Consider the following 23,146-nt stretch of genomic DNA (forward strand, 5'->3'; position numbering starts at 1 on the left):
GGTCAGGCCGGGCCCGGGTTCGAGCCGGTGACCTCGGCGCCCGGGGCCAGCGGCCCGCCGAGCTGATCGCCGACGCGGCTGCGCAGGTGGGCGCGGACGCGTTCGGCGATGGCGGCGGCCTCCTCGGGGCCGATGCACTCGGCGATCTGCTGCTCGGTGGTGAAGTGCATCACCAGCAGGCCGCGCAGCTTGGTGAACGCGCTGTCGCGCGAGGTGTCCCAGACCATCGGGTCCTGCTGCAGCAGCCGCTCGGCCACGCCGGGGTCGAGCAGCCGCACCTTGCACATGATGGCGCTCTGGGCGATCTCCAGGTCGACCTCCTCGAGCAGGTGTTCCCAGCGTTCGGTGGTGAAACGATCGATGTCGGTCATGGCGAGTTCTCCCGGAAGGTGTCGAGCACCCGCTCCGTGTGGCGGGCGATCATCAGTTCCTCGTCGGTGGGGACGACGAAGGCCGCGCAGCGGCTGCCCGGTGCCGAGATGCGCGTGGTGCCGGCGCGGTTGGCGGCCTCGTCGAGCGTGGCGCCGAGCCAGGCGCAGCCGGCCACCACGCGGCGCCGCACCTCGGCCGCATGTTCTCCGATCCCGGCCGTGAACACCAGCGCGTCGAGCCCGCCGAGCGCCGCGGCCAGCGAGCCGATCTCGCGCACGATGCGGTTCACGAACAGGTCGATGGCCAGCCGCGCTCGCGGCGTGTCGCTGCCGAGCAGCACGCGCATGTCGGCGCTGAGGCCGGACACCCCGAGCAGGCCTGATTCGCGGTAGATCAGCCGCTCGATGGCGCGGGCGTCCAGGCCCCGTTCGTCCATCAGGTACAGCAGCACGCCGGGGTCGATCGTGCCACAGCGCGTGCCCATCACGAGGCCGTCGACCGCGGTGAAGCCCATCGTGGAGGCGACGCTGCGCCCGCCCGACATCGCACACAGGCTCGCGCCGTTGCCGAGGTGGGCGGCGATCACGCGGCCGGCGGCCCGTTCCGCGTCGATCCGCGGCAGCCGTGACGCGATGTACTCGTACGACAGGCCGTGGAAGCCGTAGCGGCGGATGCCCGCCTCGTGCAACTCGAACGGCAGCGCGAACATCTGCGTGACCTCGTCGTTGTCGCGGTGGAAGGCCGTGTCGAAGCAGGCCACCTGCGGCACGTCGGGCAGCACCTCGCGCGCGAGGCGGATGGGGGCGAGGTTGTTCGGCTGGTGCAGCGGGGCCAGCGGCGTCAGGGCCTGCAGCGCGGCCAGCCGTTCGGGGGTGACGAGCACCGGTTCCGAGAAGCCGGTGCCACCGTGCACGACCCGGTGGCCGATGCCGGCGAGCGAGACGCCGGGCATCAACCCCTGCACGAACTCGATCACGTGGTGCAGCGCGGCGTCGTGGCCCAGCGCGGCGCCCGTGTCCCAGGCCTGTTCGCCGACCACCTCGCCCGAGGGAGAGCGCGCCGTGAAGCGGGGCGTTTCCCCGAGGCCGTCGATCAGGCCGCGCAGCACGGGCTCGGGTTCGCCCGGGCCGCGCCGGTACAGCGAAAACTTCAGGCTCGACGACCCCGCGTTGGCCACGGCGATGAGGTCGCCTTCGGGCGCATCCGGTGTGTCCATGTCCATGGTCCGATCATGCCGAGGCTTTGCGGCGGGACTTCGGTGCCGGCAGCGACGGCGTGTCCGGTACACCGCCCACGGCCTGCGCGAGCGACATCGCGAGGGCGGCCACGCGGGCCGGGTCCACGCCGAGGCGCTCGCGCACCGCACGCGCCACGGGCGATGCCGGGTCGGCGAGGGTGGGCGCCATCATGAGCACGGCGGCGGCGAGCGCGACGGCCCGTTCGCGGTCGGAGGTGGAGGGCAGCAGCAGAGGCAGGGCGGCCAGGGCTTCGTCGCCCGCGAAGGTCATCACGAGCGCCTGGCGCTCGAGCAGGCCCTTCCAGTCGTCGGCGGACGGCTGCGCGGCGCGGTGGGCCCCCGGCGCCGAGGCCATCTCGCGGTGCGACTGGGCGATCAGCTGGCCGAGGCGCAGCGTGCGCCGTTCGATCACGCCCTGGCGCGACAGCCCGACCAGCACGAGCCGGCAGACGGCCTCGGCGAACCCGCCCTGGCCGGCGAGGCCGAGCGCGATGCGACGGGCCTCGGCTTCGGACGTCTCGGCCCGCGCGAGCGCGGCCTCCTCGTCGCTGGCGTGCGGCGGCAGCAGCGCCCCCAGCCCCTGCGGGCCGTAGGCGAAGGTGACCCAGCGGGTGGAGCTGTCGTCGCGCAGCCCGCCGATGCGGTTCAGGGCTTCGGTGATCCAGTCGGAGCCGAGGCGTTCCCAGGCGCGCCAGACGTTGTCGGGCGCCGCGGGCTGTCGGTCGGCCTCGGCGCGCCGGGCGGCCTCGCGCACCCAGGGGGCGGCGGGGCTGAAGCTCGACAGTGCGAGGTGCTGCTGGCGCAGCGGGTGCAGCCAGCGCAGCGCGTCGCCGAGCGGGCGGCTGCCGACCGCCCGGACCCAGGGCTGCCACAGCGTGCGGTAGGCCGCCATGTTCGCCTCGGACAGCTGCGCGACGGTGCTGAACATCGCCTCGTCCTGGCGGCCGTCGGGGGCGAGCGCGCGGATGTCGTCGACGGTGCGGGGCTCGAACTGCACCGAGAACGCGCCGGGCTCGAGTTCGGCGAACGGGGCGTCCGGGTCCTTCGGCAAGATGTTCATCTCGTACAGGCCCGGTGGCAAGCGTTCGACCAGGTCGAGTGTGTTGACGATCTGGTCATGTTCCTTGCGGGCCACCGCCCCGCCCACGAAGATGCCCAGGTGGCCGATGGTGGGGTGCAGCATGTAGACGATGGTGCGGCCCGCGGCCACGAGCGCCTTCTCGCTGCCCCAGGCGTCGATGATCCAGTTGAGCGCCTGCTGTGGCGGCGTGATGTTGTCGCCCCAGGACGCGAAGATCACGATGGGCGACGTGATGTTTCGCAGGTCGATGGGCACCCCGTCGGCCACCACCTCGCCGCGCGCCAGGCGGTTGCCGACGAAGAGGTTCTCGACGATGGACTCGATCTCCTCGCCGGTCATGCGGAAGTAGCCGCCCCACCAGCGCTCGAACTCGAGGAAGCGTTCGCGCTCGGTGTCGACGTTGGCGTACAGGTGGTCGTACTTGCCCCACCAGGTGTTGCCGAGGTTGAGGTTCTCGAAGTTGCTGACGAGCCAGGCGCCGTCGAAGCGGTCGCCGGAGAGGTCGGCGGTGAAGGCCGACAGCCAGGCGCCGCCGAGCAGGCCGCCCGCGTACCGCATCGGGTTCTGCGCGGGGCTGCCACCCCAGTACGAGAGCGGGGCCCCGTTGAGGACGATGGGGCCCATGATGTCGGGCCGAACGGACGCGAGGCCGGCCACGGCCCAGCCCGCCTGGCAGTTGCCGATCACGGCGGGCTTGCCGGGGCACTTCGGGTGTCGTTCGCGCACGTGTTCGATGAAGGCCGCCTCGGCACGCGCGACGTCGATGAGCGTCTGCCCGTCGACCGGTTCGGGCGCGAAGGTCACGAAGTACACGGCGTGGCCCGCCTTCAGTGCGACGCCCACCTCGGAGTCGGGCTTGAAGCCGCCGATGCCGGGGCCGTGGCCCGCCCGAGGGTCGATGATGACGATGGGCCGCCTCGTGGGGTCGATCACCGCGCCCTGCGGCGGCACGATGCGCAGCAGCGCGTAGTTGCAGGGAGCGGGCAGCGACCGGCCGTCGACCAGCAGCTCGTGCTCGAACTGCAGCAGCGGCGGTTTCCCGGCGATGAGGTGGGCGAGGAAGATGTCCCCGCGTTCGCGCAGCACGTCGAGGGTCAGCGCGCTGCGCTGCCACGTGTCGGTGACGTAGGCGGCGGTGTCCCGCTGCAGCCGGGAGAGGAAGTCGGGAGCGGAGATCACGATCGACGAGCCCCTTTGCCAGTGTTGGAACGGCCGTGGTATGTTGCGTTGCAGCATGCCTGAATCCCGGCTTCCGGCCCGTGACAACCCCCGCGCTTCGTCAGGTATTGGCGAGGCGCCCTGGAGCGTTCGATGTCCCTTCCGACCACCGCGCCGCACCCCCACTACGACCGCCTGATCGCCGCCGCGCGCGAGCGTCCGCCGCTGCGGGTCGCCGTGGTGCACCCGGTGAACGACGTGGCCATCGCCGCCGCCATCGAGTCCGAACGCATGGGCCTGACGGTGCCGGTGCTCGTCGGCCCGAAGGCCCGCATCGAGGCCGCGATGGCCGAGGCGGGGCTGGAAGCGGGGCGGCTCGCCATCGTCGACGCGCCGCACAGCCACGCGGCGGCCGAAACCGCGGTGGCGATGGCCCTCAAGGGTGAGGTCGACGCGCTGATGAAGGGCAGCCTGCACACCGACGAGCTGATGGGCGCGGTGGTGCGCCGCGAGGGCGGGCTGCGCACGTCACGCCGCATCAGCCACTGTTTCGTGATGGACGTGCCGGGCCACGCGCAGCCGCTGATCATCTCCGACGCGGCCATCAACATCGCCCCCACGCTCGAGGAGAAGGTCGACATCGTCCAGAACGCCATCGACCTCGCGCATGCGCTGCACCTGCCGGAAGTGCGCGTGGCCATCCTGTCGTCGATGGAGGTCGTGAATCCGAAGGTGCCGTCGACGCTCGACGCCGCGGCGCTGTGCAAGATGGCCGACCGCGGGCAGATCACCGGTGCCGTGCTCGACGGGCCGCTGGCGATGGACAACGCGATCGACGCCGAGGCCGCGCGCATCAAGGGCATCGTGTCGCCGGTGGCCGGGCGGGCCGACGTGCTGATCGTGCCGGACCTCGACGCCGGCAACATGCTCGCCAAGAGCCTGACCTTCCTCGCGGGGGCCTATGCCGCGGGCATCGTGCTCGGCGCGAAGGTGCCCGTGATCCTGACGAGCCGGGCCGATTCGGAGGCGGCGCGGCTCGCCTCCTGCGCGGTGGCCTCGATGCTGGCGCTGGCCGCGCGCGACCAGCGCATCAAGGCGGTGGGCTGACTCAGGCCTCGAAGAGGTCCTTGACCTCGCGCGGCTGCGAGCGCCAGAACTGCGGCGGGGCCTGCACCCGGGCGCCCAGTTCGGCAGCCGCGTGCCACGGCCAGCGGGTGTCGTAGAGCACCGCCCGCGCGATTCCGATGGCATCGGCGTGGCCCTCGGCCAGCACGGCTTCGGCCTGGGCCGGCGTGGTGATCAGGCCCACGGCGATGGTGGGCAGGCCCGACGCCTCCTTCACGCGCCGGGCGTGAGGCACCTGGTAGCCCGGGGCGAGCGGGATGGCCTGTGCGGTGGACACGCCCCCGCTCGACACATGGATGGCCGCGCAGCCGCGGGCCTTCAGCGCCTGCGAGATCGCGACGGTGCCGTCGAGGTCCCAGCCGCCGTCGACCCAGTCGGTGGCGGACAGGCGCACCCACACGGGGCGGTCGGCCGGGAAAGCCTCGCGCACCGCGTCGAACACCTCGAGCGGGAAGCGCATGCGGTTCTCGAGCGAGCCGCCGTATGCGTCGGTGCGCTGGTTGGCGAGCGGCGACAGGAACTGGTGCAGCAGGTAGCCGTGCGCGGCGTGCACCTCGATGCCTTCGAAGCCGAGCCGCGCGGCGCGGCGGGCGGCCTGGGCGAAGCCGTCGCGCACGCGCTGCAGGCCGGCGGCGTCGAGCGCGACCGGCGGGGTGTCGGTGGCGGCATGGGGCACCGCCGAGGCGCCCACCGTCTGCCAGCCGCCGGGCTCGCCCGGGTGCACCTGTGCGCCACCTTCCCACGGCCGGCGGGTCGAGGCCTTGCGGCCGGCGTGGGCCAGCTGGATCGCGAGCGGCATCTTCGAATGCGCCCGCACGCCGGCGATCACGCGGGCCAGCGCCGCTTCGTTGTCGTCGTTCCACAGGCCCAGGTCGGCGCCCGAGATGCGGCCCTCCGGCACGACGGCCGTGGCCTCGAGGATCAGCAGGCCGGCGCCCGAGTGGGAGAGGGTGCCGAGGTGCATCAGGTGCCAGTTCGTGGCGTTGCCGTCCACGGCCGAGTACTGGCACATGGGGGCGATGACGATGCGGTTGGGGAGTGCGAGGGGGCCGATCTGCAGCGGCGTGAAGAGGTGCGACATGGGGCAGGGGAGAGAGGTCGGATGGAGCGCACTGTGCCCGGCGGGCAGAGGCCGTGCACGGCCGGGGCTTCTCGTCGCGCCGGCCTCGTTGGGCGATGGGCGCCCGCCGGTCAGGCCCGTGTCATGGAGCTGCCCCTAAGATCGCCCGGACGCTGCCTGAATGACAAAAACACCGTGAACGCCCATTCATCTTCCCGCTACACCGCCGCCATCGTCGACCTCGACGGCACGATGGTCGACACCCTCGGCGACTTCCAGGTCGCGCTGAACGCCGCGATGGCCGACCTCGGGCTCGACCGCGTCGGACGCGAGTTCATCGAACACACCGTCGGCAAGGGCTCGGAGCACCTCGTGCGCCAGACGCTCGCCGCCGTGGGAGCGTCGGAGAGCCGTTTCGCCGAGGCCTTCGACCGCTACCAGCACCACTACGACCGCATCAACGGCAAGTACGCCGACGTGTACGACGGGGTGATCGAGGGCCTCGTGCGGCTGCAGGCGGCCGGGCTCGCGCTCGCGTGCCTGACGAACAAGCCGGTGGCCTTCGCGAAGGCGTTGCTCGAGATGAAGGGGCTGGCGCCGTTCTTCTCGATGGTGTCGGGCGGGGACAGCTTCGAGCGCAAGAAGCCCGATCCGCTGCCGGTGGTGCGCACCTGCGAGGCGCTGGGCAGCGAGCCCTCACGCACGCTGGTGGTGGGAGACTCGGTGAACGACGCCACTGCCGCGCGGGCGGCGGGGTGTCCCGTGGTGCTGGTGCGCTATGGCTACAACCACGGCCAGCCGGTGGCCGAGGTGGACTGCGACGGGACGGTCGACCGGCTGGACGCGATCGATCTCCACTGAACGCCGGGTCAGTCGAGGTGGCCGAGCAGGCCTTCCTTAAGCAGCGTGTCGGCCGGGGACTTGCCGAGCCAGATCTTCAGCAGCGCCGAGTAGAACTCGGGTTCCTTGATGGGCTGGCCGGCCTGCTTGCCGTTGACCGAGATCACGGTGCCGGTGCCGGGCACCCAGTCGGCGGTGAAGTACTCGCCGGGGGACAGCTTCTTGTACTGGAAGAAGATGTCGCTCATGGTCAGCACGCCGGCCACCGACTTCGAGAACTCTTCGCGCGGAGCGTTGTCTTCCATGCCGCGGGCGAACAGCTTGCCCAGTTCGGCCGCGTTGATCTCGCGCAGCATCACGATGTGCATGCGCTTGGCGCCCGGCTGGGCGATCACGGCTTCGGGGGTGGTGGCCTTCGCGGGCAGGTACAGCGCCGCGGTGTAGACCTTGAAGATGGCCTTGGAGCGCAGGCCGGCGCCGTTGAGCACCAGCTTCGAGGTGCCCACCTGGGTGGAGTCCTCGTACTTGACGCCGGCCACGGTGACAGGCGCGGCCAGGGCGGCGAGGGGCTGGGCCAGGACCAGGCTGGCGGCGAGGAGGATGCGACGGATCACGGGTGGGCTTCCATCAGGTTGTCTAACGGGTCGATCGGGCTCCGGCCCGCCCGGCCCGGATACGCTTTTGATTGTGACAGCGGCTGTCCTGAATCGGTCCCCCCGGATTCGTGGGGCAGTTCCCGTTTTGGCCCGCCGCGTGCAGGGCCTGCTACACTTTTCCGATGTTCATCGCGCGCAAACAAACCAAAGGGTCGCACGACCGGGGAGCCTGGCCCTGGCGGGGCCGGACCACGTTGGTTTGAATTTGCCGCGGGCGCAGTCTTCCTCTGCCCTCCGGCGCCGTGGGCAGGCCCGATGCGGCCCGCCTTGCCAAATCGTTCACACGCGGGCGCACCCATGCCGCCCGCCGGGCCGTGGAGGGCCCTGATCCGTGATCACCCAATCCGAGTTCAACCGGCTGGCCGCTGAAGGCTACAACCGCATCCCGCTGACCGCCGAGGCCTTCGCGGACCTCGAAACCCCGCTGTCGCTCTACCTGAAACTGGCCCATGGCCCGAGCGGCGGCAAGCACAGCTTCCTGCTCGAGTCCGTCGTGGGCGGCGAGCGCTTCGGGCGCTACTCGTTCATCGGCCTGCCCGCGCGCACCCTGCTGCGTGCCACCGGCTTCAGGACCGAGGTCGTCACCGACGGCCAGGTGGTGGAGACCGACGAGGGCAACCCGCTCGATTTCATCGCCGACTACCAGAAGCGCTTCAAGGTGGCGCTGCGCCCGGGCATGCCGCGCTTCTGCGGTGGCCTGGCCGGCTACTTCGGCTACGACGCGGTGCGCTACATCGAGCCGCGCCTGGCCGGCACGGTGCTGCCGGGCGGCATCGACACACCCGACATCCTGCTGCTGCAGTGCGAGGAACTGGCCGTCATCGACAACCTGTCGGGCCGCCTGCACCTGATCGTCTACGCCGACCCGGGCCAGCCCGAGGCCTACGTGAACGCGCAGCGGCGCCTGGCGCAGCTGGCGGACCGGCTGCACGACAGCGTCGTGGCGCCCACCGTCAAGCGCGGCACGGCCCACCCGGTGGAGCGCGGCTTCGCGAAGGACGACTACATCGCCGCCGTGCTGCAGGCCAAGGAGTACATCGCGGCCGGCGACATGATGCAGGTCCAGATCGGCCAGCGGCTGCAGAAGACGTTCACCGAATCGCCGCTCAGCCTGTACCGCGCGCTGCGTTCGCTGAACCCGTCGCCCTACATGTACTTCTACGACATGGGCGACTTCCAGATCGTGGGCGCGTCCCCCGAGATCCTGGTGCGCCAGGAGCACACGCCCGAGGGCGACAAGGTCATCATCCGGCCGCTCGCCGGCACCCGCCCGCGCGGCACCACGCCCGAGGAGGACAAGGCCCTCGAGGTGGAGCTGAAGGCCGATCCGAAGGAGCGCGCCGAGCACGTCATGCTGATCGACCTGGCCCGCAACGACATCGGCCGCATCGCCAAGACGGGCAGCGTGAAGGTGACCGAGGCCTTCGTGGTCGAGCGCTACTCGCACGTGATGCACATCGTCAGCAACGTCGAAGGCCTGCTGAAGGACGGCATGACCAGCCTCGACGTGCTGCGCGCCACGTTCCCCGCCGGCACGCTCACGGGCGCGCCGAAGGTGCGGGCCATGGAGATCATCGACGAGCTGGAGCCCGTCAAGCGCGGCATCTACGGCGGCGCCTGCGGCTACCTGAGCTTCGCGGGTGACATGGACGTGGCCATCGCGATCCGCACGGGCATCGTCAAGGACGGCAAGCTCTACGTGCAGGCCGCGGCCGGGGTCGTGGCCGATTCGGTGCCCGAACTCGAATGGAAGGAGACCGAGGCGAAGGCCAGGGCCCTCCTGCGCGCCGCCGAACTCGTCGAGGAGGGCTTCTGACATGCTGCTCATGATCGACAACTACGACAGCTTCACCTTCAACCTCGTGCAGTACTTCGCCGAGCTGGGTGAGGACGTGCGCGTGTTCCGCAACGACGAGATCACGCTCGAGGGCATCGCGGGCCTGAACCCCGACCAGCTGGTGCTGTCGCCCGGTCCCTGCTCGCCGAACGAGGCGGGCGTGTGCGTGCCGGCCATCCGCGAGTTCACCGGCAAGCTGCCCATCCTCGGCGTGTGCCTGGGGCACCAGTCCATCGGCGCGGCGCTCGGCGGCAACGTGATCCGCGCGCAGAAGCAGATGCACGGCAAGACCGACGTGATCACCACCGACCGCAAGGGCGTCTACACCGACCTGCCCGAGCGCTTCACCGTCATCCGCTACCACTCGCTGGTCATCGAACGTTCGAGCCTGCCGGCCGAGCTGGAGGTCACTTCCACGTCCGAGGACGGCGAGATCATGGGCGTGCGCCACACGGCGCTCGCGGCCACGAAGAAGCCGCTCGAAGGCGTGCAGTTCCACCCCGAGTCCATCCTGACCGAACACGGCCACGCGATGCTGAAGAACTTCCTGAACGCCACGCGGGGGAGCTGAGATGAACATCACCGACACCCAGGCGCTGCAGCGGGTCATCGAGCACCGCGAGATCTTCCACGACGAGATGCTGGGCCTGATGCGCCGCATCATGACGGGCGAGATGTCGCCCGTGATGGTGGCTGCGCTCGCGATGGGGCTGCGCGTGAAGAAGGAGAGCATCGGGGAGATCACCGCGTCCGCGCAGGTGATGCGCGAGTTCGCCACGCCCGTGCCCATCGCCGACAAGCGCAACCTCGTCGACCTGTGCGGCACCGGCGGCGACGGCGCGCACACGTTCAACATCTCCACCGCGTCGATGTTCGTGGCGGCCGCGGCCGGCGCGCGCGTGGCCAAGCACGGCGGGCGCAGCGTGTCGTCCAGCACCGGCAGTGCCGACGTGCTGGACGCGCTGGGCGCCAACGTCAACCTGACGCCCGAGAACGTGGCCCGCTGCCTCGAAGAGACCGGCATCGGCTTCATGTTCGCGCCGAACCACCACGGCTCGATGAAACACGCCGCCCCCATCCGCAAGGAGCTGGGCGTGCGCACCATCTTCAACATCCTCGGTCCGCTGACCAACCCGGCCGACGCGCCGAACCAGCTGATGGGCGTGTTCCACCCCGACCTCGTGGGCATCCAGGTGCGTGTGCTGCAGCGCCTGGGCTCGGACCACGTGATGATCGTGCACGGGGTCAACGGGCTCGACGAGATCTCCATCTCGGGCGAGACGCTGATCGGCGAACTGCGCAATGGCGAGGTGCGCGAGTACGCGGTGCACCCGAGCCAGTTCGGCCTGGCCACGGCCGAGATGGCGGCGCTGAAGGTGTCGGGCAAGGAGGAATCCGTGCGCTGCATCGAGCGGGCGCTGGCCGACGAGGCGGGCCCGGTGCGCGACATCGTGCTGCTGAACGCGGGCGCGGCCCTCTATTGCGCGAACGTGGCCGACTCGGTCGCCGACGGCATCGAGCGCGCGCGCGACGCGGTGGCGTCGGGCAAGGCGAAGGCCAAGCTCGCGCAGTTCGTCCACACCACCCGGCAACTCCAGCCGTCGAACCCATGAGCGACATCCTCGACAAGATCGTGGCGGTCAAGCGCGAGGAGATCTCCGCCGCCCGCCGCCACCGTGACCTGCCCTCCCTGCGCCGCGACGCCGAAGGCCGCACCGACACGCGCGACTTCGTCGGCAGCCTGCGCGGCAAGATCGCCGCCGACCACGCCGGCGTGATCGCCGAGGTGAAGAAGGCGAGCCCGAGCAAGGGCGTGCTGCGCGAGAACTTCGTGCCGGCCGACATCGCCGCCAGCTACGAGCGCCACGGCGCCGCCGCGCTGAGCGTGCTGACCGACCGCCAGTTCTTCCAGGGCGAAACGGCCTACCTCGAGCAGGCCCGCGCGGCCTGCGCGCTGCCGGTGCTGCGCAAGGACTTCATGGTCGACGCCTACCAGGTGTACGAGGCGCGCGCGATGGGTGCCGACTGCATCCTGCTGATCGCCGCCTGCCTCGACGACGCGCTGATGGTCGACCTGGAGGCGCAGGCGCACGAGCTCGGCATGGCCGTGTTGGTGGAAGTGCACGACGGGGCAGAACTCGACCGCTCGCTGCGCCTGAAGACGCCGCTCGTGGGCATCAACAACCGCAACCTGCGCACCTTCGAGGTCACGCTGGACACCACGCTGGGCCTGCTGCCCCGGGTGCCGGCCGACCGCCTGCTGGTGACCGAGAGCGGCATCCTCGGCCGGGCGGACGTGACCCGCATGCGCGAGGCGAAGGTGAACGCGTTCCTGGTGGGCGAGGCGTTCATGCGCCAGCCCGACCCGGGCGTGGCCCTCGAGGCGCTGTTCGCTTGAGCGACCTGCCGCTGTTCCCGGCGGACGGGCGCCTCGCCGAGCCGCTGTCGGCGCTGCTGGACCGGGTGCCGGACGGCTGGCGGCCCATCGTCGAGCGCTGGCGGGCCTCCGAGGCCGGCCGGTCGCTGGTGGCATACGTCGACGGCCGCGTGGCGGACGGCGCCACGGTGTACCCGGTGGACGTGTTCCGGGCGCTGCGGCTCACGCCGCTGCCGGACGTGAAGGCCGTGATCGTGGGCCAGGACCCGTACCACGGGCCGGGCCAGGCGCAGGGCCTCGCGTTCTCGGTGCCGTCGGGCCTCAAGACCCCGCCCAGCCTGCGCAACATGTTCGTCGAGCTGCGCCGCGACCTGGGCGGCGCGCCCGCGGGCAACGACCTCTCGGGCTGGGCGCGCCAGGGCGTGCTGCTGCTCAACACGTGCCTCACGGTGGAGGACGGCCAGCCGGCCAGCCACGCCCGCCGCGGCTGGGAGGCCCTGACCGAGCAGCTGCTGCACGCGGTGGCCGCCCGGCCCGAGCCGTGCGCCTACCTGCTGTGGGGTGCCCACGCGCAGCGGTTCGAGGGGCTGATCCGGGCCACCGCGCCCGAAGGGGCGCCGGCGCCGCTGATCCTGATGTCGAACCACCCGTCGCCGCTGTCGGCCCGCCGGCCACCGGTGCCGTTCCTCGGGAACGGGCACTTCGGCGAGGCGGCGCGGTACCTGGCGGCACACGGCCGCCCGGTCGACTGGCTCGGTTGAAGCGGGTCAGTTGAAGTAGAAGACGCCGTAGACGCCGGCGTGCGAGCCGTCGAACTTCTGGCCGCGGTACACGCCGTCCTTGCCTTCGAACTTCTCGCTGACCGCGCGGAACTTGATGCCGATGCGGTGCCACGGGAAGTACTCGGCCTCGACCACGAAGCCGGTCTTGGCGTCGAAGCTGGAGTCGAGGCCGCCCACCACGCCGTTCGAGTCGACGTGGGCGTCGAACGACTGGCGCACGCCGCCGCCGATGCGGAACTGCGGGTTGATGCTGTAGTAGCCGAGGAACTCGAACGGCACGCGGCTGAACGAGTAGTCGCCGTTGGAGCCGTTCACGCCGTCGAAGTGGTAGCCGATGCTGGCCTGCATCGAGAACGGGCCGCCCACGAGGAAGTCGACGCCGGCCTTCAGGTCGACGAGGTTGCCGGCCCGCACGGTGCTGCTGGTGTCGTTGCTGAAGTCGAAGGACTCGAGTTTGTCGCCCCCGTACGTGAGGCCGAAGCCCAGGAAGGGCCGGACGTCGCCACCGGGGCGTTGCTGGGCGTGGGCCGCGCCGGCCAGGAGCAGGGCGCCGGTGAGGCCCGCGAGGGTTCTTTTCATGGGTGTTCTGCTTTCGTGATGACAGGGGTAAGGGCTTGCGGATTATCGGGTGGAGGTGTCCGGACCTGAGGGGCACAATGCGGGAAGAAGGGCTCGTCATGACGACTCGTGCGCAGAACCGTTGCCAGCCGACTTCTGACGATGTATACTCCCGAGTTCGCTGCGGAGGGGTGGCCGAGTGGTTAATGGCAGCAGACTGTAAATCTGCCCTCTTTGAGTACGCTGGTTCGAATCCAGCCCCCTCCACCACAGCGCCGAATTCGGTTTGACAGAAGTGTTCGACTCTCGCGAGTGCCGCCGCAAGGTGGTGTCCGAGGGGCTCCCGGGCGGGAGTAGTTCAATGGTAGAACCCTAGCCTTCCAAGCTAATGACGCGGGTTCGATTCCCGTCTCCCGCTCCACGTCGTTCGCTTCGATGAATTTGGTGATGTGCCCGGCGAGGCCCGTACAGGCTTGATCATCGCGAGGTGGTCAAGCCTGTACCGGTGACGGTAGCAGGTACCCTGCCCATATGGCTCAGTGGTAGAGCACTCCCTTGGTAAGGGAGAGGTCGCGCGTTCGATCCGCGCTATGGGCACCAAGTTTTGTGGTCGACGTCGACGGCAAGGAGCAGAAAATGGCAAAAGGCAAATTCGAACGGACCAAGCCCCACGTGAACGTGGGCACCATCGGCCACGTGGACCATGGCAAGACGACGCTGACGGCCGCGATCACGACGGTCCTGTCGACGAAGTTCGGCGGCGAAGCCAAGGCGTACGACCAGATCGACGCGGCGCCGGAAGAAAAGGCGCGTGGCATCACGATCAACACCGCGCACGTCGAGTACGAGACGGCCAACCGCCACTACGCTCACGTGGACTGCCCGGGCCACGCCGACTATGTGAAGAACATGATCACGGGCGCCGCCCAGATGGACGGCGCGATCCTGGTGTGCTCGGCCGCTGACGGCCCGATGCCCCAGACCCGCGAGCACATCCTGCTGGCCCGCCAGGTGGGCGTGCCTTACATCATCGTGTTCCTGAACAAGTGCGACATGGTCGACGACGCCGAGCTGCTCGAGCTGGTCGAAATGGAAGTGCGCGAACTCCTGGACAAGTACGACTTCCCGGGCGACAACACCCCGATCGTCAAGGGCTCGGCGAAGCTGGCCATGGAAGGCGACAAGGGCGAGCTGGGCGAAGGCGCGATCCTGAAGCTGGCCGAAGCGCTGGACACCTACATCCCGACGCCGGAACGTGCCGTTGACGGCGCCTTCCTGATGCCGGTGGAAGACGTGTTCTCGATCTCGGGTCGTGGCACGGTGGTGACGGGTCGCGTCGAGCGCGGCATCATCAAGGTCGGCGAAGAAATCGAGATCGTGGGCATCCGCGACACGCAGAAGACGACCTGCACGGGCGTGGAAATGTTCCGCAAGCTGCTGGACCAAGGTCAAGCCGGCGACAACGTGGGCATCCTGCTGCGCGGCACGAAGCGTGAAGACGTCGAGCGCGGCCAAGTGCTGTGCAAGCCGGGCAGCGTGAAGCCGCACACCCACTTCACGGCCGAGATCTACGTGCTGTCGAAGGAAGAGGGCGGCCGTCACACGCCGTTCTTCAACAACTACCGCCCGCAGTTCTACTTCCGCACGACGGACGTGACCGGTGCCGTGGAGTTGCCGGCAGACAAGGAAATGGTCATGCCTGGCGACAACGTCAGCATCACCGTGAAGCTGATCGCCCCGATCGCGATGGAAGAAGGCCTGCGCTTCGCCATCCGTGAAGGTGGCCGCACCGTCGGCGCCGGCGTGGTTGCCAAGATCCTCGCCTGATATCGGTTACCACAGGGGTGTAGCTCAATTGGCAGAGCGCTGGTCTCCAAAACCAGAGGTTGTGGGTTCGATTCCCCCCGCCCCTGCCAGGTCAGGGTCCTGAAAAAGTCCTTCTCCTGGTGATCACGGCAGCCCGCACGAAGGTTTCGACCTCGGCGGGCTTTGCTGCTGAAGGGCAGCCCGTGTTTCGAGTGAACGAAATCGAGTGTGAGTGACCGGGCAGCGGCGTCAAGCCGCGGCTCGCAACAATCTGACGAAGCGAAATGTCGAATCCGCAAATCGAAACGGTCTCTACCGGGGCCGACAAGGCCAAGCTCGCGGTCGCGGGCATCCTGGTCATTGCCGCCGTGGCCGTGTTCTACGTGCTCGGCAAGCAGGAGCTGTGGATGCGCGTCGGCGCGCTGCTGGTGCTGCTGGCCGCCGCGGTCGCCACGTTCTTCGTGTCCGAGCCGGGCAAGCAGCTGATCGCCTTCGGCCGCGATTCCGTGCGCGAGGTGAAGAAGGTCGTCTGGCCTACCCGCAAGGAAGCCGGGCAGATGACGCTGTACGTGTTCGCGTTCGTCATCGTCATGGCCTTGTTCCTGTTCCTGACGGACAAGACGCTCGAATGGGTGCTGTACGACCTGATTCTCGGTTGGAAGCACTGAGGAAACACTGATGAGCGAAGACATCGCAATCACCGACGCCGCCGCACCCGCGCCGGCGCCTTCCAACAAACGCTGGTACGTCGTCCACGCCTATTCGGGCATGGAAAAGGCCGTCGAGCGCAACCTGCGCGAGCGCATCGATCGCGCCGGCATGCAGGACAAGTTCGGCCGCATCCTCGTGCCGATGGAAGAAGTCGTCGAGCTCAAGAACGGCAAGAAGGCCGTGACCGAGCGCCGCTTCTACCCGGGCTACGTGCTGGTCGAGATGGAAATGGCCGACGACACCTGGCACCTGGTGAAGCACACCAGCAAGGTGACCGGCTTCGTGGGTGGCGCGAAGAACCGCCCGTCCCCCATCTCGGAAGCCGAGGTCGCCAAGATCGTCACCCAGATGCAAGAGGGTGTCGAGAAGCCGCGTCCGAAGGTCGAGTGGGAAGTGGGCGAGACCGTGCGCGTCAAGGAAGGCCCGTTCACCGACTTCAACGGTGCGGTGGAAGACGTCAACTACGACAAGTCGAAGGTGCGCGTCTCGGTCACGATCTTCGGTCGTGCCACCCCGGTGGAGCTGGACTTCTCGCAGGTCGAGAAGGTCTGACCCTGCAAAGACAAGGGCCCTGGCAGGAGGCCCGCGGCGACCGCAAGGACGTTGCCTTTCCCGCCCGTAGCCAGCCGTCGACGAGATGACGGCAAGAGGAGCAAAGGTAACCAGCCCTTTGCGTTAGCACTCAGGGGCCCGCAGGTCGGGCCTTCACTGGAGTAGAGCATGGCCAAGAAAGTTGTCGGCTACATCAAGCTGCAAATCCCGGCGGGTAAAGCCAACCCGTCGCCCCCGGTCGGTCCGGCGCTGGGTCAGCGCGGTCTGAACATCATGGAGTTCTGCAAGGCGTTCAACGCGCAGACCCAAGGCATCGAACCGGGCCTGATGCTGCCCGTGGTGATCACCGCGTTCGCGGACAAGTCGTTCACCTTCGTTCTGAAGTCGCCCCCGGCGACCGTCCTGATCAAGAAGGCGCTCAAGCTCGACAAGGCTTCCAGCACGCCCCACACCGTCAAGGTGGGCAAGCTGAGCCGCGCCCAGGTCGAGGAAATCGTCAAGATGAAGCAGAAGGACCTCACGGCAGCCGATCTGGAAGCCGGTGTCCGCACGATCGCAGGTACCGCCCGTTCGATGGGCGTGACGGTGGAAGGGATCTGATCATGGCAAAGCTGACCAAGCGCCAAAAGGCCCTCGTGGGCAAGGTCGACTCGACCAAGCTGTACCCGATCGACAACGCGCTGGCCCTGGTGAAGGAATTCGCCACCGCCAAGTTCGATGAATCGATCGACGTCGCCGTGCAACTCGGCATCGATGCGAAGAAGTCCGACCAGGTCGTGCGTGGCGCCGTCGTGCTGCCGAACGGCACCGGCAAGACCAAGCGCGTCGCCGTGTTCGCCCAAGGTGCCAAGGCTGAAGAAGCCCGCGCCGCCGGCGCCGACGTCGTCGGCATGGAAGACCTGGCCGAGCGCGTCAAGGCTGGCGACATGCCCTTCGACGTCGTGATCGCCTCGCCGGACACCATGCGTGTCGTCGGTACCCTCGGCCAGATCCTCGGCCCCCGTGGCCTGATGCCGAACCCGAAGGTCGGCACGGTGACGCCGGACGTGGCGCAAGCCGTCCGCAACGCCAAGGCCGGTCAAGTGCAGTTCCGCGTCGACAAGGCCGGCATCGTGCACTCGACCATCGGTCGCCGTTCGTTCGACTCCGACAAGCTGGTGGGCAACCTCCGCGCGCTCGTCGAAGCCCTGAACAAGGCCAAGCCGGCGTCGAGCAAGGGTGTGTACCTGCGCAAGGTCGCCGTCTCGTCGACGATGGGCGTGGGTGCCCGCGTGGACGTCGCGTCGATCGCGGCAACCGCCTCGAACTGATGTGAATCGAGGGTCCGCGCGAGTCTGGCGCGGACCTGATGAGTTTGGTGGGCCGGATCCGGAGTTCGCTCCGGGCCCGGGTCATCCAAGACCGCAGGTGTGGCGAAAGCCGCTTAATCCCGGGGACGGGTCCGCAAGGACCATGACCTGGAACCCGCGCAGATGGCGGTCCCGCTGAAAAGGAATGAATCCGCAAGATGGGTTCCTGGACAGAAGGTCGCTGATTTTGAGTGTGCCGGAGGGCCCGTCTCCCACGAGGCGGGTTCGAAGGCACGAGATGTGAGGAGTAGACCTTGAGTCTCAATCGCAACGAGAAAGCAACCGTCGTGACGGATGTGGCGGCCCAGGCGGCCAAGTCGCAAACGCTCGCGCTGGCTGAATACCGTGGCCTCACCGTCGCTCACCTGGACGCACTGCGCAAGCAGGCTCGCGAAAAGGGCGTGTACCTTCACGTGCTGAAGAACACCCTGGCTCGCCGTGCCGTCGCTGGCACGCCGTTCGAGGTGGCGTCGGAGAGCATGGTCGGCCCGCTGATCTACGGTTTTTCGGAAGACGCTGTCGCCGCAGCGAAAGTCATCGCTGACTTCGCCAAGGGCAACGACAAGCTGGTCATCAAGGCCGGTGCGCTCAACGGCAAGGCCCTGAACGCCGATGGCGTGAAGGCTCTGGCCGCCGTGCCGTCGAAGGAAGTGCTGCTGACGCAGGTCGCCGGGCTGCTGCAGTCCCCGATCGCGCGTTTCGCTCGCGCCCTCGCGGCCGTGGCGGACAAGAAGGGTGGCGGCGCCGAAGCGCCTGCTGCCGAAGCCGCTGCAGCCTGATCTTCCGATTCAACATTCACCTATCTTAGGAACCCAAAATGGCATTCGATAAAGACGCTTTCCTGTCCTCCCTGGACTCCATGTCCGTCCTGGAACTCAACGAACTGGTCAAGGCCATCGAAGAGAAGTTCGGCGTGTCCGCTGCTGCCGTGGCAGCCCCGGGCGGCGGTGGCGGCGGCGCTGCTGCCCCGGCCGCTGAAGAGAAGACCGAGTTCAACGTCGTCCTGCTGGACGCCGGCGCGAACAAGGTTTCGGTCATCAAGGCCGTGCGCGAACTGACGGGCCTGGGCCTGAAGGAAGCCAAGGACCTGGTCGACGGCGCTCCGAAGAACGTCAAGGAAGCCATCGCCAAGGCCGACGCGGAAGCCGCGGTCAAGAAGCTGGTGGAAGCCGGCGCCAAGGCCGAACTCAAGTAATTGCGTTCGCCGCAGGGGGCTGGGTGCCGAACAGGCCCCCAGCCTTTTGCGCTTCCAGGGGAACCCGCCTTTTCGAGGCAATTCCCCTTGGAGGACACCTGAAAAAGCCTTCCGAGCAACAATCGAAGGCTTTTCCAAGTGTTCTCTGATCCGACTGCAGAGAACGGGTTTGGTCGGGCCTCGGTGCAATGCCGGGGTTGTCCGCCAGCGGTTGGTAGTGGCCAACCACCAAGCTTCGAACGCAAGGTTCGAAAGACAGTCGCCTTCGGGGACGGCGCCCTGGGCCCGGGCATCGTTCCCTGAGACGGAGTGAGAAATCACATATGGCGCAGCATACAACCCCCTACAGCTATACCGAGCGCAAGCGGATCCGCAAGAGCTTCGGTAAACGCGAAAATGTCCTCAACGTCCCCTATCTGCTGACGATGCAGAAGGAGTCGTACGTCGCCTTCCTCCAGAAGGACGTGCCGCCGCAGAAGCGCAAGCCGGAAGGCCTGCAGGCCGCCTTCATTTCCGCGTTCCCCATTGTTTCGCACAACGGGTTCGTCGAGATGAAATTCATCGAGTTCAACATGGCCAAGCCGGCGTTCGACACGCGGGAGTGCCAGCTGCGCGGGCTGACCTACGCGGCCGCCGTGCGCGCCAAGCTGCAGATGATCATCTATGACCGTGAATCGCCCCAGGCGAAGACGGTCAAGGAAATCAAGGAACAAGAGGTCTACATGGGCGAAGTGCCCCTGATGACCGACTACGGTTCCTTCATCGTGAACGGCACGGAACGCGTGATCGTGTCCCAGCTGCACCGTTCGCCGGGCGTGTTCTTCGAACACGACAAGGGCAAGACCCACTCGAGCGGCAAGCTGCTGTTCTCGGCCCGCATCATTCCGTACCGTGGCTCGTGGCTCGACTTCGAGTTCGACCCGAAGGACATCCTGTACTTCCGCGTCGACCGCCGCCGCAAGATGCCGGTCACGATCCTGCTGAAGGCCATCGGCCTGAACCCGGAATCGATCCTCGCGCACTTCTTCGTGTTCGACAACTTCCGCTTGATGGACTCCGGTGCCCAGATGGAGTTCGTCGCGGATCGCCTGCGCGGTGAAATCGCCCGCTTCGACATCACCGACAAGAACGGTGCCGTCGTCGTCGAGAAGGACAAGCGGATCACGGCGCGCCACACGCGCCAGATCGAACAGTCGGAAACCCAGTTCATCAGCGTGCCCGAGGACTTCCTCGTGGGCCGCGTGGTGGCGCGCAACATGGTCGACCCGGACACGGGCGAGATCATCGCGAAGGCCAACGACGAGCTGACCGAAACGCTGCTGAAGAAGCTGCGCCAGGCCGGTGTGAAGGACCTGCAGTGCCTCTACACCAACGAACTGGACGAAGGCGCCTACATCTCGCAGACGCTGGCCACCGATGAAACGGCAGACCAGCTGGCCGCGCGCGTCGCCATCTACCGCATGATGCGCCCCGGCGAGCCGCCGACCGAAGACGCCGTCGAGGCCCTCTTCAACCGGCTGTTCTACAACGCCGACACGTACGACCTGTCGCGCGTGGGCCGCATGAAGTTCAACGCCCGCGTGGGCCGCGACACCGCCGAAGGTCCGATGACCCTCAGCAACGACGACATCCTCGACGTGGTGAAGATCCTCGTCGAGCTGCGCAACGGCCGTGGCGAAGTGGACGACATCGACCACCTCGGCAACCGCCGTGTGCGTTGCGTGGGCGAACTGGCCGAGAACCAGTACCGCTCGGGCCTCGCCCGCATCGAGAAGGCCGTCAAGGAACGCCTCGGCCAGGCCGAGACCGAAGCGCTGATGCCGCACGACCTGATCAACTCCAAGCCGATCTCCGCGGCGCTGAAGGAGTTCTTCGGCGCGTCGCAGCTGTCGCAGTTCATGGACCAGACCAACCCGCTCTCCGAGATCACGCACAAGCGCCGCGTCTCGGCCCTGGGCCCGGGCGGTCTGACCCGCGAACGTGCCGGCTTCGAAGTCCGCGACGTGCACCCGACCCACTACGGCCGCGTGTGCCCGATCGAAACGCCGGAAGGCCCGAACATCGGCCTGATCAACTCGCTCGCGCTGTACGCCCAGCTGAACGAGTACGGCTTCCTGGAAACGCCGTACCGTCGCGTGACGGAAGGCAAGGTCACGAACCAGATCGACTACCTCTCGGCCATCGAGGAAGGCAAGTACGTCATCGCGCAGGCCTCGGCCACGCTGGACGAAGAAGGCCGCCTGATCGACGAGCTGGTGAGCGCCCGTGACAACGGCGAATCGGTGCTGACCTCGGCCGAGCGCATCCAGTACATGGACGTCGCCCCGACCCAGATCGTGTCGGTCGCCGCCTCGCTCGTGCCGTTCCTCGAGCACGACGACGCGAACCGCGCGCTGATGGGCGCCAACATGCAGCGCCAGGCCGTGCCCACCCTGCGTCCCGAAAAGGCGCTGGTCGGTACCGGCGTGGAACGCGTGGCCGCGAAGGACTCGGGCACCGTGGTGGCCGCCCGCCGTGGTGGCGTGGTGGACTACGTCGACACCAACCGCATCGTGATCCGCGTCAACGACAAGGAAACGGTGGCGGGTGAAGTCGGCGTCGACATCTACAACCTGATCAAGTACCAGCGTTCCAACCAGAACACGAACATCCACCAGCGTCCGATCGTCAAGCGCGGCGACCAGGTGGCTGCGGAGGACATCATCGCCGACGGCGCGTCCACCGACATCGGCGAACTGGCCCTCGGCCAGAACATGCTGGTCGCGTTCATGCCCTGGAACGGCTACAACTTCGAAGACTCGATCCTGATCAGCGAACGTGTCATCGCCGAAGACCGCTACACCTCGATCCACATCGAGGAACTGGTGGTGATGGCGCGCGACACCAAGCTGGGCTCGGAAGAAATCACGCGCGACATCCCGAACCTGAGCGAGCAGCAACTGGCCCGCCTGGACGAATCGGGCATCGTGTACGTGGGTGCCGAAGTGAACCCGGGCGACACGCTGGTGGGCAAGGTCACGCCGAAGGGCGAGACCACGCTGACCCCGGAAGAGAAGCTGCTGCGCGCCATCTTCGGCGAGAAGGCCTCGGACGTGAAGGACACGTCGCTGCGTGTCGACCAGGGCACGAGCGGCACCGTCATCGACGTGCAGGTGTTCACCCGTGAAGGCATCGTGCGCGACAAGCGCGCCCAGCAGATCATCGACGATGAACTGAAGCGCTACCGCCTCGACCTGAACGACCAGCTGCGCATCGTGGAAGCCGACGCGTTCGACCGGATCGAGAAGCTCCTGGTCGGCCGCATCGCCAACGGTGGCCCGCAGAAGATCGCCAAGGGCACGGCCATCGACAAGCCGTACCTGGCGAGCGTCGAGCGCTACCACTGGTTCGACATCCGCCCGGCGGAAGACGACATCGCCAACCAGCTCGAGTCCATCAAGAACTCGCTGGAGCAGACGCGCCACAGCTTCGACCTCGCGTTCGAAGAGAAGCGCAAGAAGCTCACGCAAGGCGACGAGCTGCCCGCGGGCGTGCTCAAGATGGTCAAGGTGTACCTGGCCGTCAAGCGCCGCCTGCAGCCTGGTGACAAGATGGCCGGCCGTCACGGCAACAAGGGCGTGGTCTCCAAGATCAACCCGGTTGAAGACATGCCGTACATGGCCGACGGCACCCCGTGCGACATCGTGCTGAACCCGCTGGGCGTGCCGTCGCGGATGAACGTCGGCCAGGTGCTCGAGGTTCACCTCGGCTGGGCCGGCAAGGGCATCGGCGAGCGCATCGGCGCGCTGCTGCAGGAGCAGGCCAAGATCGCCGAACTGCGCAAGTTCCTCGACGAGCTCTACAACAAGTCGGGCGGCAAGACCGAGCGCCTGGACCACCTGAGCGATGACGAGATCCTCGAGATGTCGCGCAACCTGAGCAAGGGCGTGCCGTTCGCGACGCCGGTGTTCGACGGCGCGAAGGAAGAGGAAATCCGCGGCATGCTGAAGCTGGCCTACCCGGACGACATCGCGAAGGCCAAGGGCCTGACCGACTCGCGCACGCAAGCCCAGCTGTACGACGGCCGCACCGGGGACGCCTTCGAGCGTCCGGTCACGGTCGGCTACATGCACGTGCTGAAGCTGCACCACCTGGTCGACGACAAGATGCACGCCCGTTCCACCGGTCCGTACTCGCTCGTCACGCAGCAACCGCTGGGCGGCAAGGCCCAGTTCGGTGGCCAGCGTTTCGGCGAAATGGAAGTGTGGGCCCTGGAAGCCTACGGCGCGTCGTACGTGCTGCAGGAAATGCTGACCGTGAAGTCCGACGACGTGAACGGCCGCACCAAGGTGTACGAGAGCATCGTCAAGGGCGAGCACGCCATCGAGGCCGGCATGCCGGAATCGTTCAACGTGCTGGTCAAAGAGATCCGTTCGCTCGGCATCGACATTGAACTCGAGCGCAACTAAAG

21 protein-coding genes and 4 tRNA genes are annotated in these 23,146 nt (G+C 67.9%); 19 read left to right on the forward strand and 6 right to left on the reverse strand.

Annotated elements, in window-relative coordinates:
• Positions 1-2 precede the first annotated feature (2 nt).
• The 3 genes from A4W93_RS02490 to A4W93_RS02500 are packed head-to-tail and all read right to left on the reverse strand — an operon-like array spanning position 3 to position 3,869.
• Positions 3-371, reverse strand: a complete 369-nt coding sequence (locus A4W93_RS02490) for a hypothetical protein (protein WP_085749111.1) — start codon at positions 369-371, stop codon at positions 3-5.
• A complete protein-coding gene (locus A4W93_RS02495) occupies positions 368-1,594 on the reverse strand; it encodes an acetate/propionate family kinase (protein WP_237357671.1) in 1,227 nt (408 codons plus the stop codon). The genes A4W93_RS02490 and A4W93_RS02495 overlap by 4 nt, the downstream gene beginning before the upstream one ends.
• A gap of 7 nt (positions 1,595-1,601) precedes the next feature.
• The gene (locus A4W93_RS02500) at positions 1,602-3,869 is read right to left on the reverse strand and encodes a DUF3141 domain-containing protein (protein ID WP_237357672.1); all 2,268 of its coding nucleotides are present in this window, start codon (positions 3,867-3,869) and stop codon (positions 1,602-1,604) included.
• Between the two features lie 132 nt (positions 3,870-4,001).
• On the opposite strand from A4W93_RS02500, the gene A4W93_RS02505 reads away from it, so the two are divergent.
• Complete coding sequence (locus tag A4W93_RS02505) at positions 4,002-4,955, forward strand: phosphate acetyltransferase (protein ID WP_085749113.1); 954 nt, start codon at positions 4,002-4,004, stop codon at positions 4,953-4,955.
• A gap of 1 nt (position 4,956) precedes the next feature.
• Here the strand turns inward: A4W93_RS02505 and A4W93_RS02510 are convergent, their stop codons facing one another.
• On the reverse strand, positions 4,957-6,054 hold the full coding sequence (locus A4W93_RS02510; protein WP_085749114.1) for an NADH:flavin oxidoreductase/NADH oxidase: 1,098 nt from the start codon (positions 6,052-6,054) through the stop codon (positions 4,957-4,959).
• A 174-nt stretch (positions 6,055-6,228) separates the two neighbouring features.
• On the opposite strand from A4W93_RS02510, the gene gph reads away from it, so the two are divergent.
• Positions 6,229-6,894, forward strand: a complete 666-nt coding sequence (gene gph / locus A4W93_RS02515; protein WP_257790071.1) for a phosphoglycolate phosphatase — start codon at positions 6,229-6,231, stop codon at positions 6,892-6,894.
• 8 nt (positions 6,895-6,902) lie between these two features.
• Here gph and A4W93_RS02520 read toward each other — a convergent pair whose 3' ends face one another.
• Positions 6,903-7,487: a chalcone isomerase family protein gene (locus A4W93_RS02520; protein WP_237357673.1), complete on the reverse strand. Its 585-nt coding sequence runs from the start codon at positions 7,485-7,487 to the stop codon at positions 6,903-6,905.
• Positions 7,488-7,860: 373 nt separating this feature from the next.
• Here A4W93_RS02520 and trpE point away from each other — a divergent pair, with 373 nt between their 5' ends.
• From trpE to A4W93_RS02545, 5 genes are read left to right on the forward strand one after another with little or no spacing between them, the layout of a single operon-like run.
• On the forward strand, positions 7,861-9,345 hold the full coding sequence (trpE, locus tag A4W93_RS02525; protein ID WP_085749116.1) for an anthranilate synthase component I: 1,485 nt from the start codon (positions 7,861-7,863) through the stop codon (positions 9,343-9,345).
• Between the two features lies 1 nt (position 9,346).
• On the forward strand, positions 9,347-9,937 hold the full coding sequence (locus tag A4W93_RS02530; RefSeq protein WP_085749117.1) for an aminodeoxychorismate/anthranilate synthase component II: 591 nt from the start codon (positions 9,347-9,349) through the stop codon (positions 9,935-9,937).
• Between the two features lies 1 nt (position 9,938).
• Positions 9,939-10,979: an anthranilate phosphoribosyltransferase gene (gene trpD / locus A4W93_RS02535; protein ID WP_085749118.1), complete on the forward strand. Its 1,041-nt coding sequence runs from the start codon at positions 9,939-9,941 to the stop codon at positions 10,977-10,979.
• The gene (trpC, locus tag A4W93_RS02540) at positions 10,976-11,764 is read left to right on the forward strand and encodes an indole-3-glycerol phosphate synthase TrpC (RefSeq protein ID WP_085749119.1); all 789 of its coding nucleotides are present in this window, start codon (positions 10,976-10,978) and stop codon (positions 11,762-11,764) included. Before trpD ends, trpC begins: the two co-directional genes overlap by 4 nt.
• Positions 11,761-12,504 (forward strand): uracil-DNA glycosylase, encoded by a 744-nt coding sequence (locus A4W93_RS02545; protein ID WP_085749120.1) that lies wholly within the window; start codon positions 11,761-11,763, stop codon positions 12,502-12,504. Before trpC ends, A4W93_RS02545 begins: the two co-directional genes overlap by 4 nt.
• A 6-nt stretch (positions 12,505-12,510) precedes the next feature.
• On the opposite strand, the gene A4W93_RS02550 is transcribed toward A4W93_RS02545, so the two are convergent.
• Complete coding sequence (locus A4W93_RS02550; protein ID WP_085749121.1) at positions 12,511-13,104, reverse strand: outer membrane beta-barrel protein; 594 nt, start codon at positions 13,102-13,104, stop codon at positions 12,511-12,513.
• A gap of 164 nt (positions 13,105-13,268) precedes the next feature.
• Between A4W93_RS02550 and A4W93_RS02555 the strand changes: the two genes are divergently transcribed.
• The 12 genes from A4W93_RS02555 to rpoB all read left to right on the forward strand — a co-directional run bounded on the left by A4W93_RS02555 (position 13,269) and on the right by rpoB (position 23,144).
• Positions 13,269-13,353, forward strand: a tRNA-Tyr gene (locus tag A4W93_RS02555).
• Positions 13,354-13,430: 77 nt separating this feature from the next.
• Positions 13,431-13,504: transfer RNA gene (locus A4W93_RS02560), tRNA-Gly, on the forward strand.
• Positions 13,505-13,608: 104 nt separating this feature from the next.
• Positions 13,609-13,683: transfer RNA gene (locus tag A4W93_RS02565), tRNA-Thr, on the forward strand.
• 36 nt (positions 13,684-13,719) lie between these two features.
• Positions 13,720-14,910, forward strand: a complete 1,191-nt coding sequence (gene tuf, locus A4W93_RS02570; RefSeq protein WP_085749122.1) for an elongation factor Tu — start codon at positions 13,720-13,722, stop codon at positions 14,908-14,910.
• Positions 14,911-14,923: 13 nt separating this feature from the next.
• Positions 14,924-14,999 (forward strand) — tRNA-Trp (locus A4W93_RS02575).
• A gap of 174 nt (positions 15,000-15,173) precedes the next feature.
• The gene (gene secE / locus A4W93_RS02580; RefSeq protein ID WP_085749123.1) at positions 15,174-15,557 is read left to right on the forward strand and encodes a preprotein translocase subunit SecE; all 384 of its coding nucleotides are present in this window, start codon (positions 15,174-15,176) and stop codon (positions 15,555-15,557) included.
• 10 nt (positions 15,558-15,567) lie between these two features.
• Positions 15,568-16,152 (forward strand): transcription termination/antitermination protein NusG, encoded by a 585-nt coding sequence (nusG, locus tag A4W93_RS02585; protein ID WP_085749124.1) that lies wholly within the window; start codon positions 15,568-15,570, stop codon positions 16,150-16,152.
• Positions 16,153-16,320: 168 nt separating this feature from the next.
• Complete coding sequence (rplK, locus tag A4W93_RS02590; protein ID WP_085749125.1) at positions 16,321-16,752, forward strand: 50S ribosomal protein L11; 432 nt, start codon at positions 16,321-16,323, stop codon at positions 16,750-16,752.
• A gap of 2 nt (positions 16,753-16,754) precedes the next feature.
• A complete protein-coding gene (gene rplA, locus A4W93_RS02595; protein ID WP_085749126.1) occupies positions 16,755-17,462 on the forward strand; it encodes a 50S ribosomal protein L1 in 708 nt (235 codons plus the stop codon).
• Positions 17,463-17,755: 293 nt separating this feature from the next.
• Complete coding sequence (rplJ, locus tag A4W93_RS02600) at positions 17,756-18,280, forward strand: 50S ribosomal protein L10 (RefSeq protein ID WP_085749127.1); 525 nt, start codon at positions 17,756-17,758, stop codon at positions 18,278-18,280.
• Positions 18,281-18,318: 38 nt separating this feature from the next.
• Positions 18,319-18,696, forward strand: coding sequence for a 50S ribosomal protein L7/L12 (gene rplL / locus A4W93_RS02605; RefSeq protein ID WP_085749128.1), 378 nt, complete (start codon positions 18,319-18,321; stop codon positions 18,694-18,696).
• Between the two features lie 323 nt (positions 18,697-19,019).
• The gene (gene rpoB, locus A4W93_RS02610) at positions 19,020-23,144 is read left to right on the forward strand and encodes a DNA-directed RNA polymerase subunit beta (protein WP_085749129.1); all 4,125 of its coding nucleotides are present in this window, start codon (positions 19,020-19,022) and stop codon (positions 23,142-23,144) included.
• Positions 23,145-23,146: the final 2 nt, after the last annotated feature.

The organism is Piscinibacter gummiphilus (assembly GCF_002116905.1).
GTDB classification, from domain to species: domain Bacteria; phylum Pseudomonadota; class Gammaproteobacteria; order Burkholderiales; family Burkholderiaceae_C; genus Rhizobacter; species Rhizobacter gummiphilus.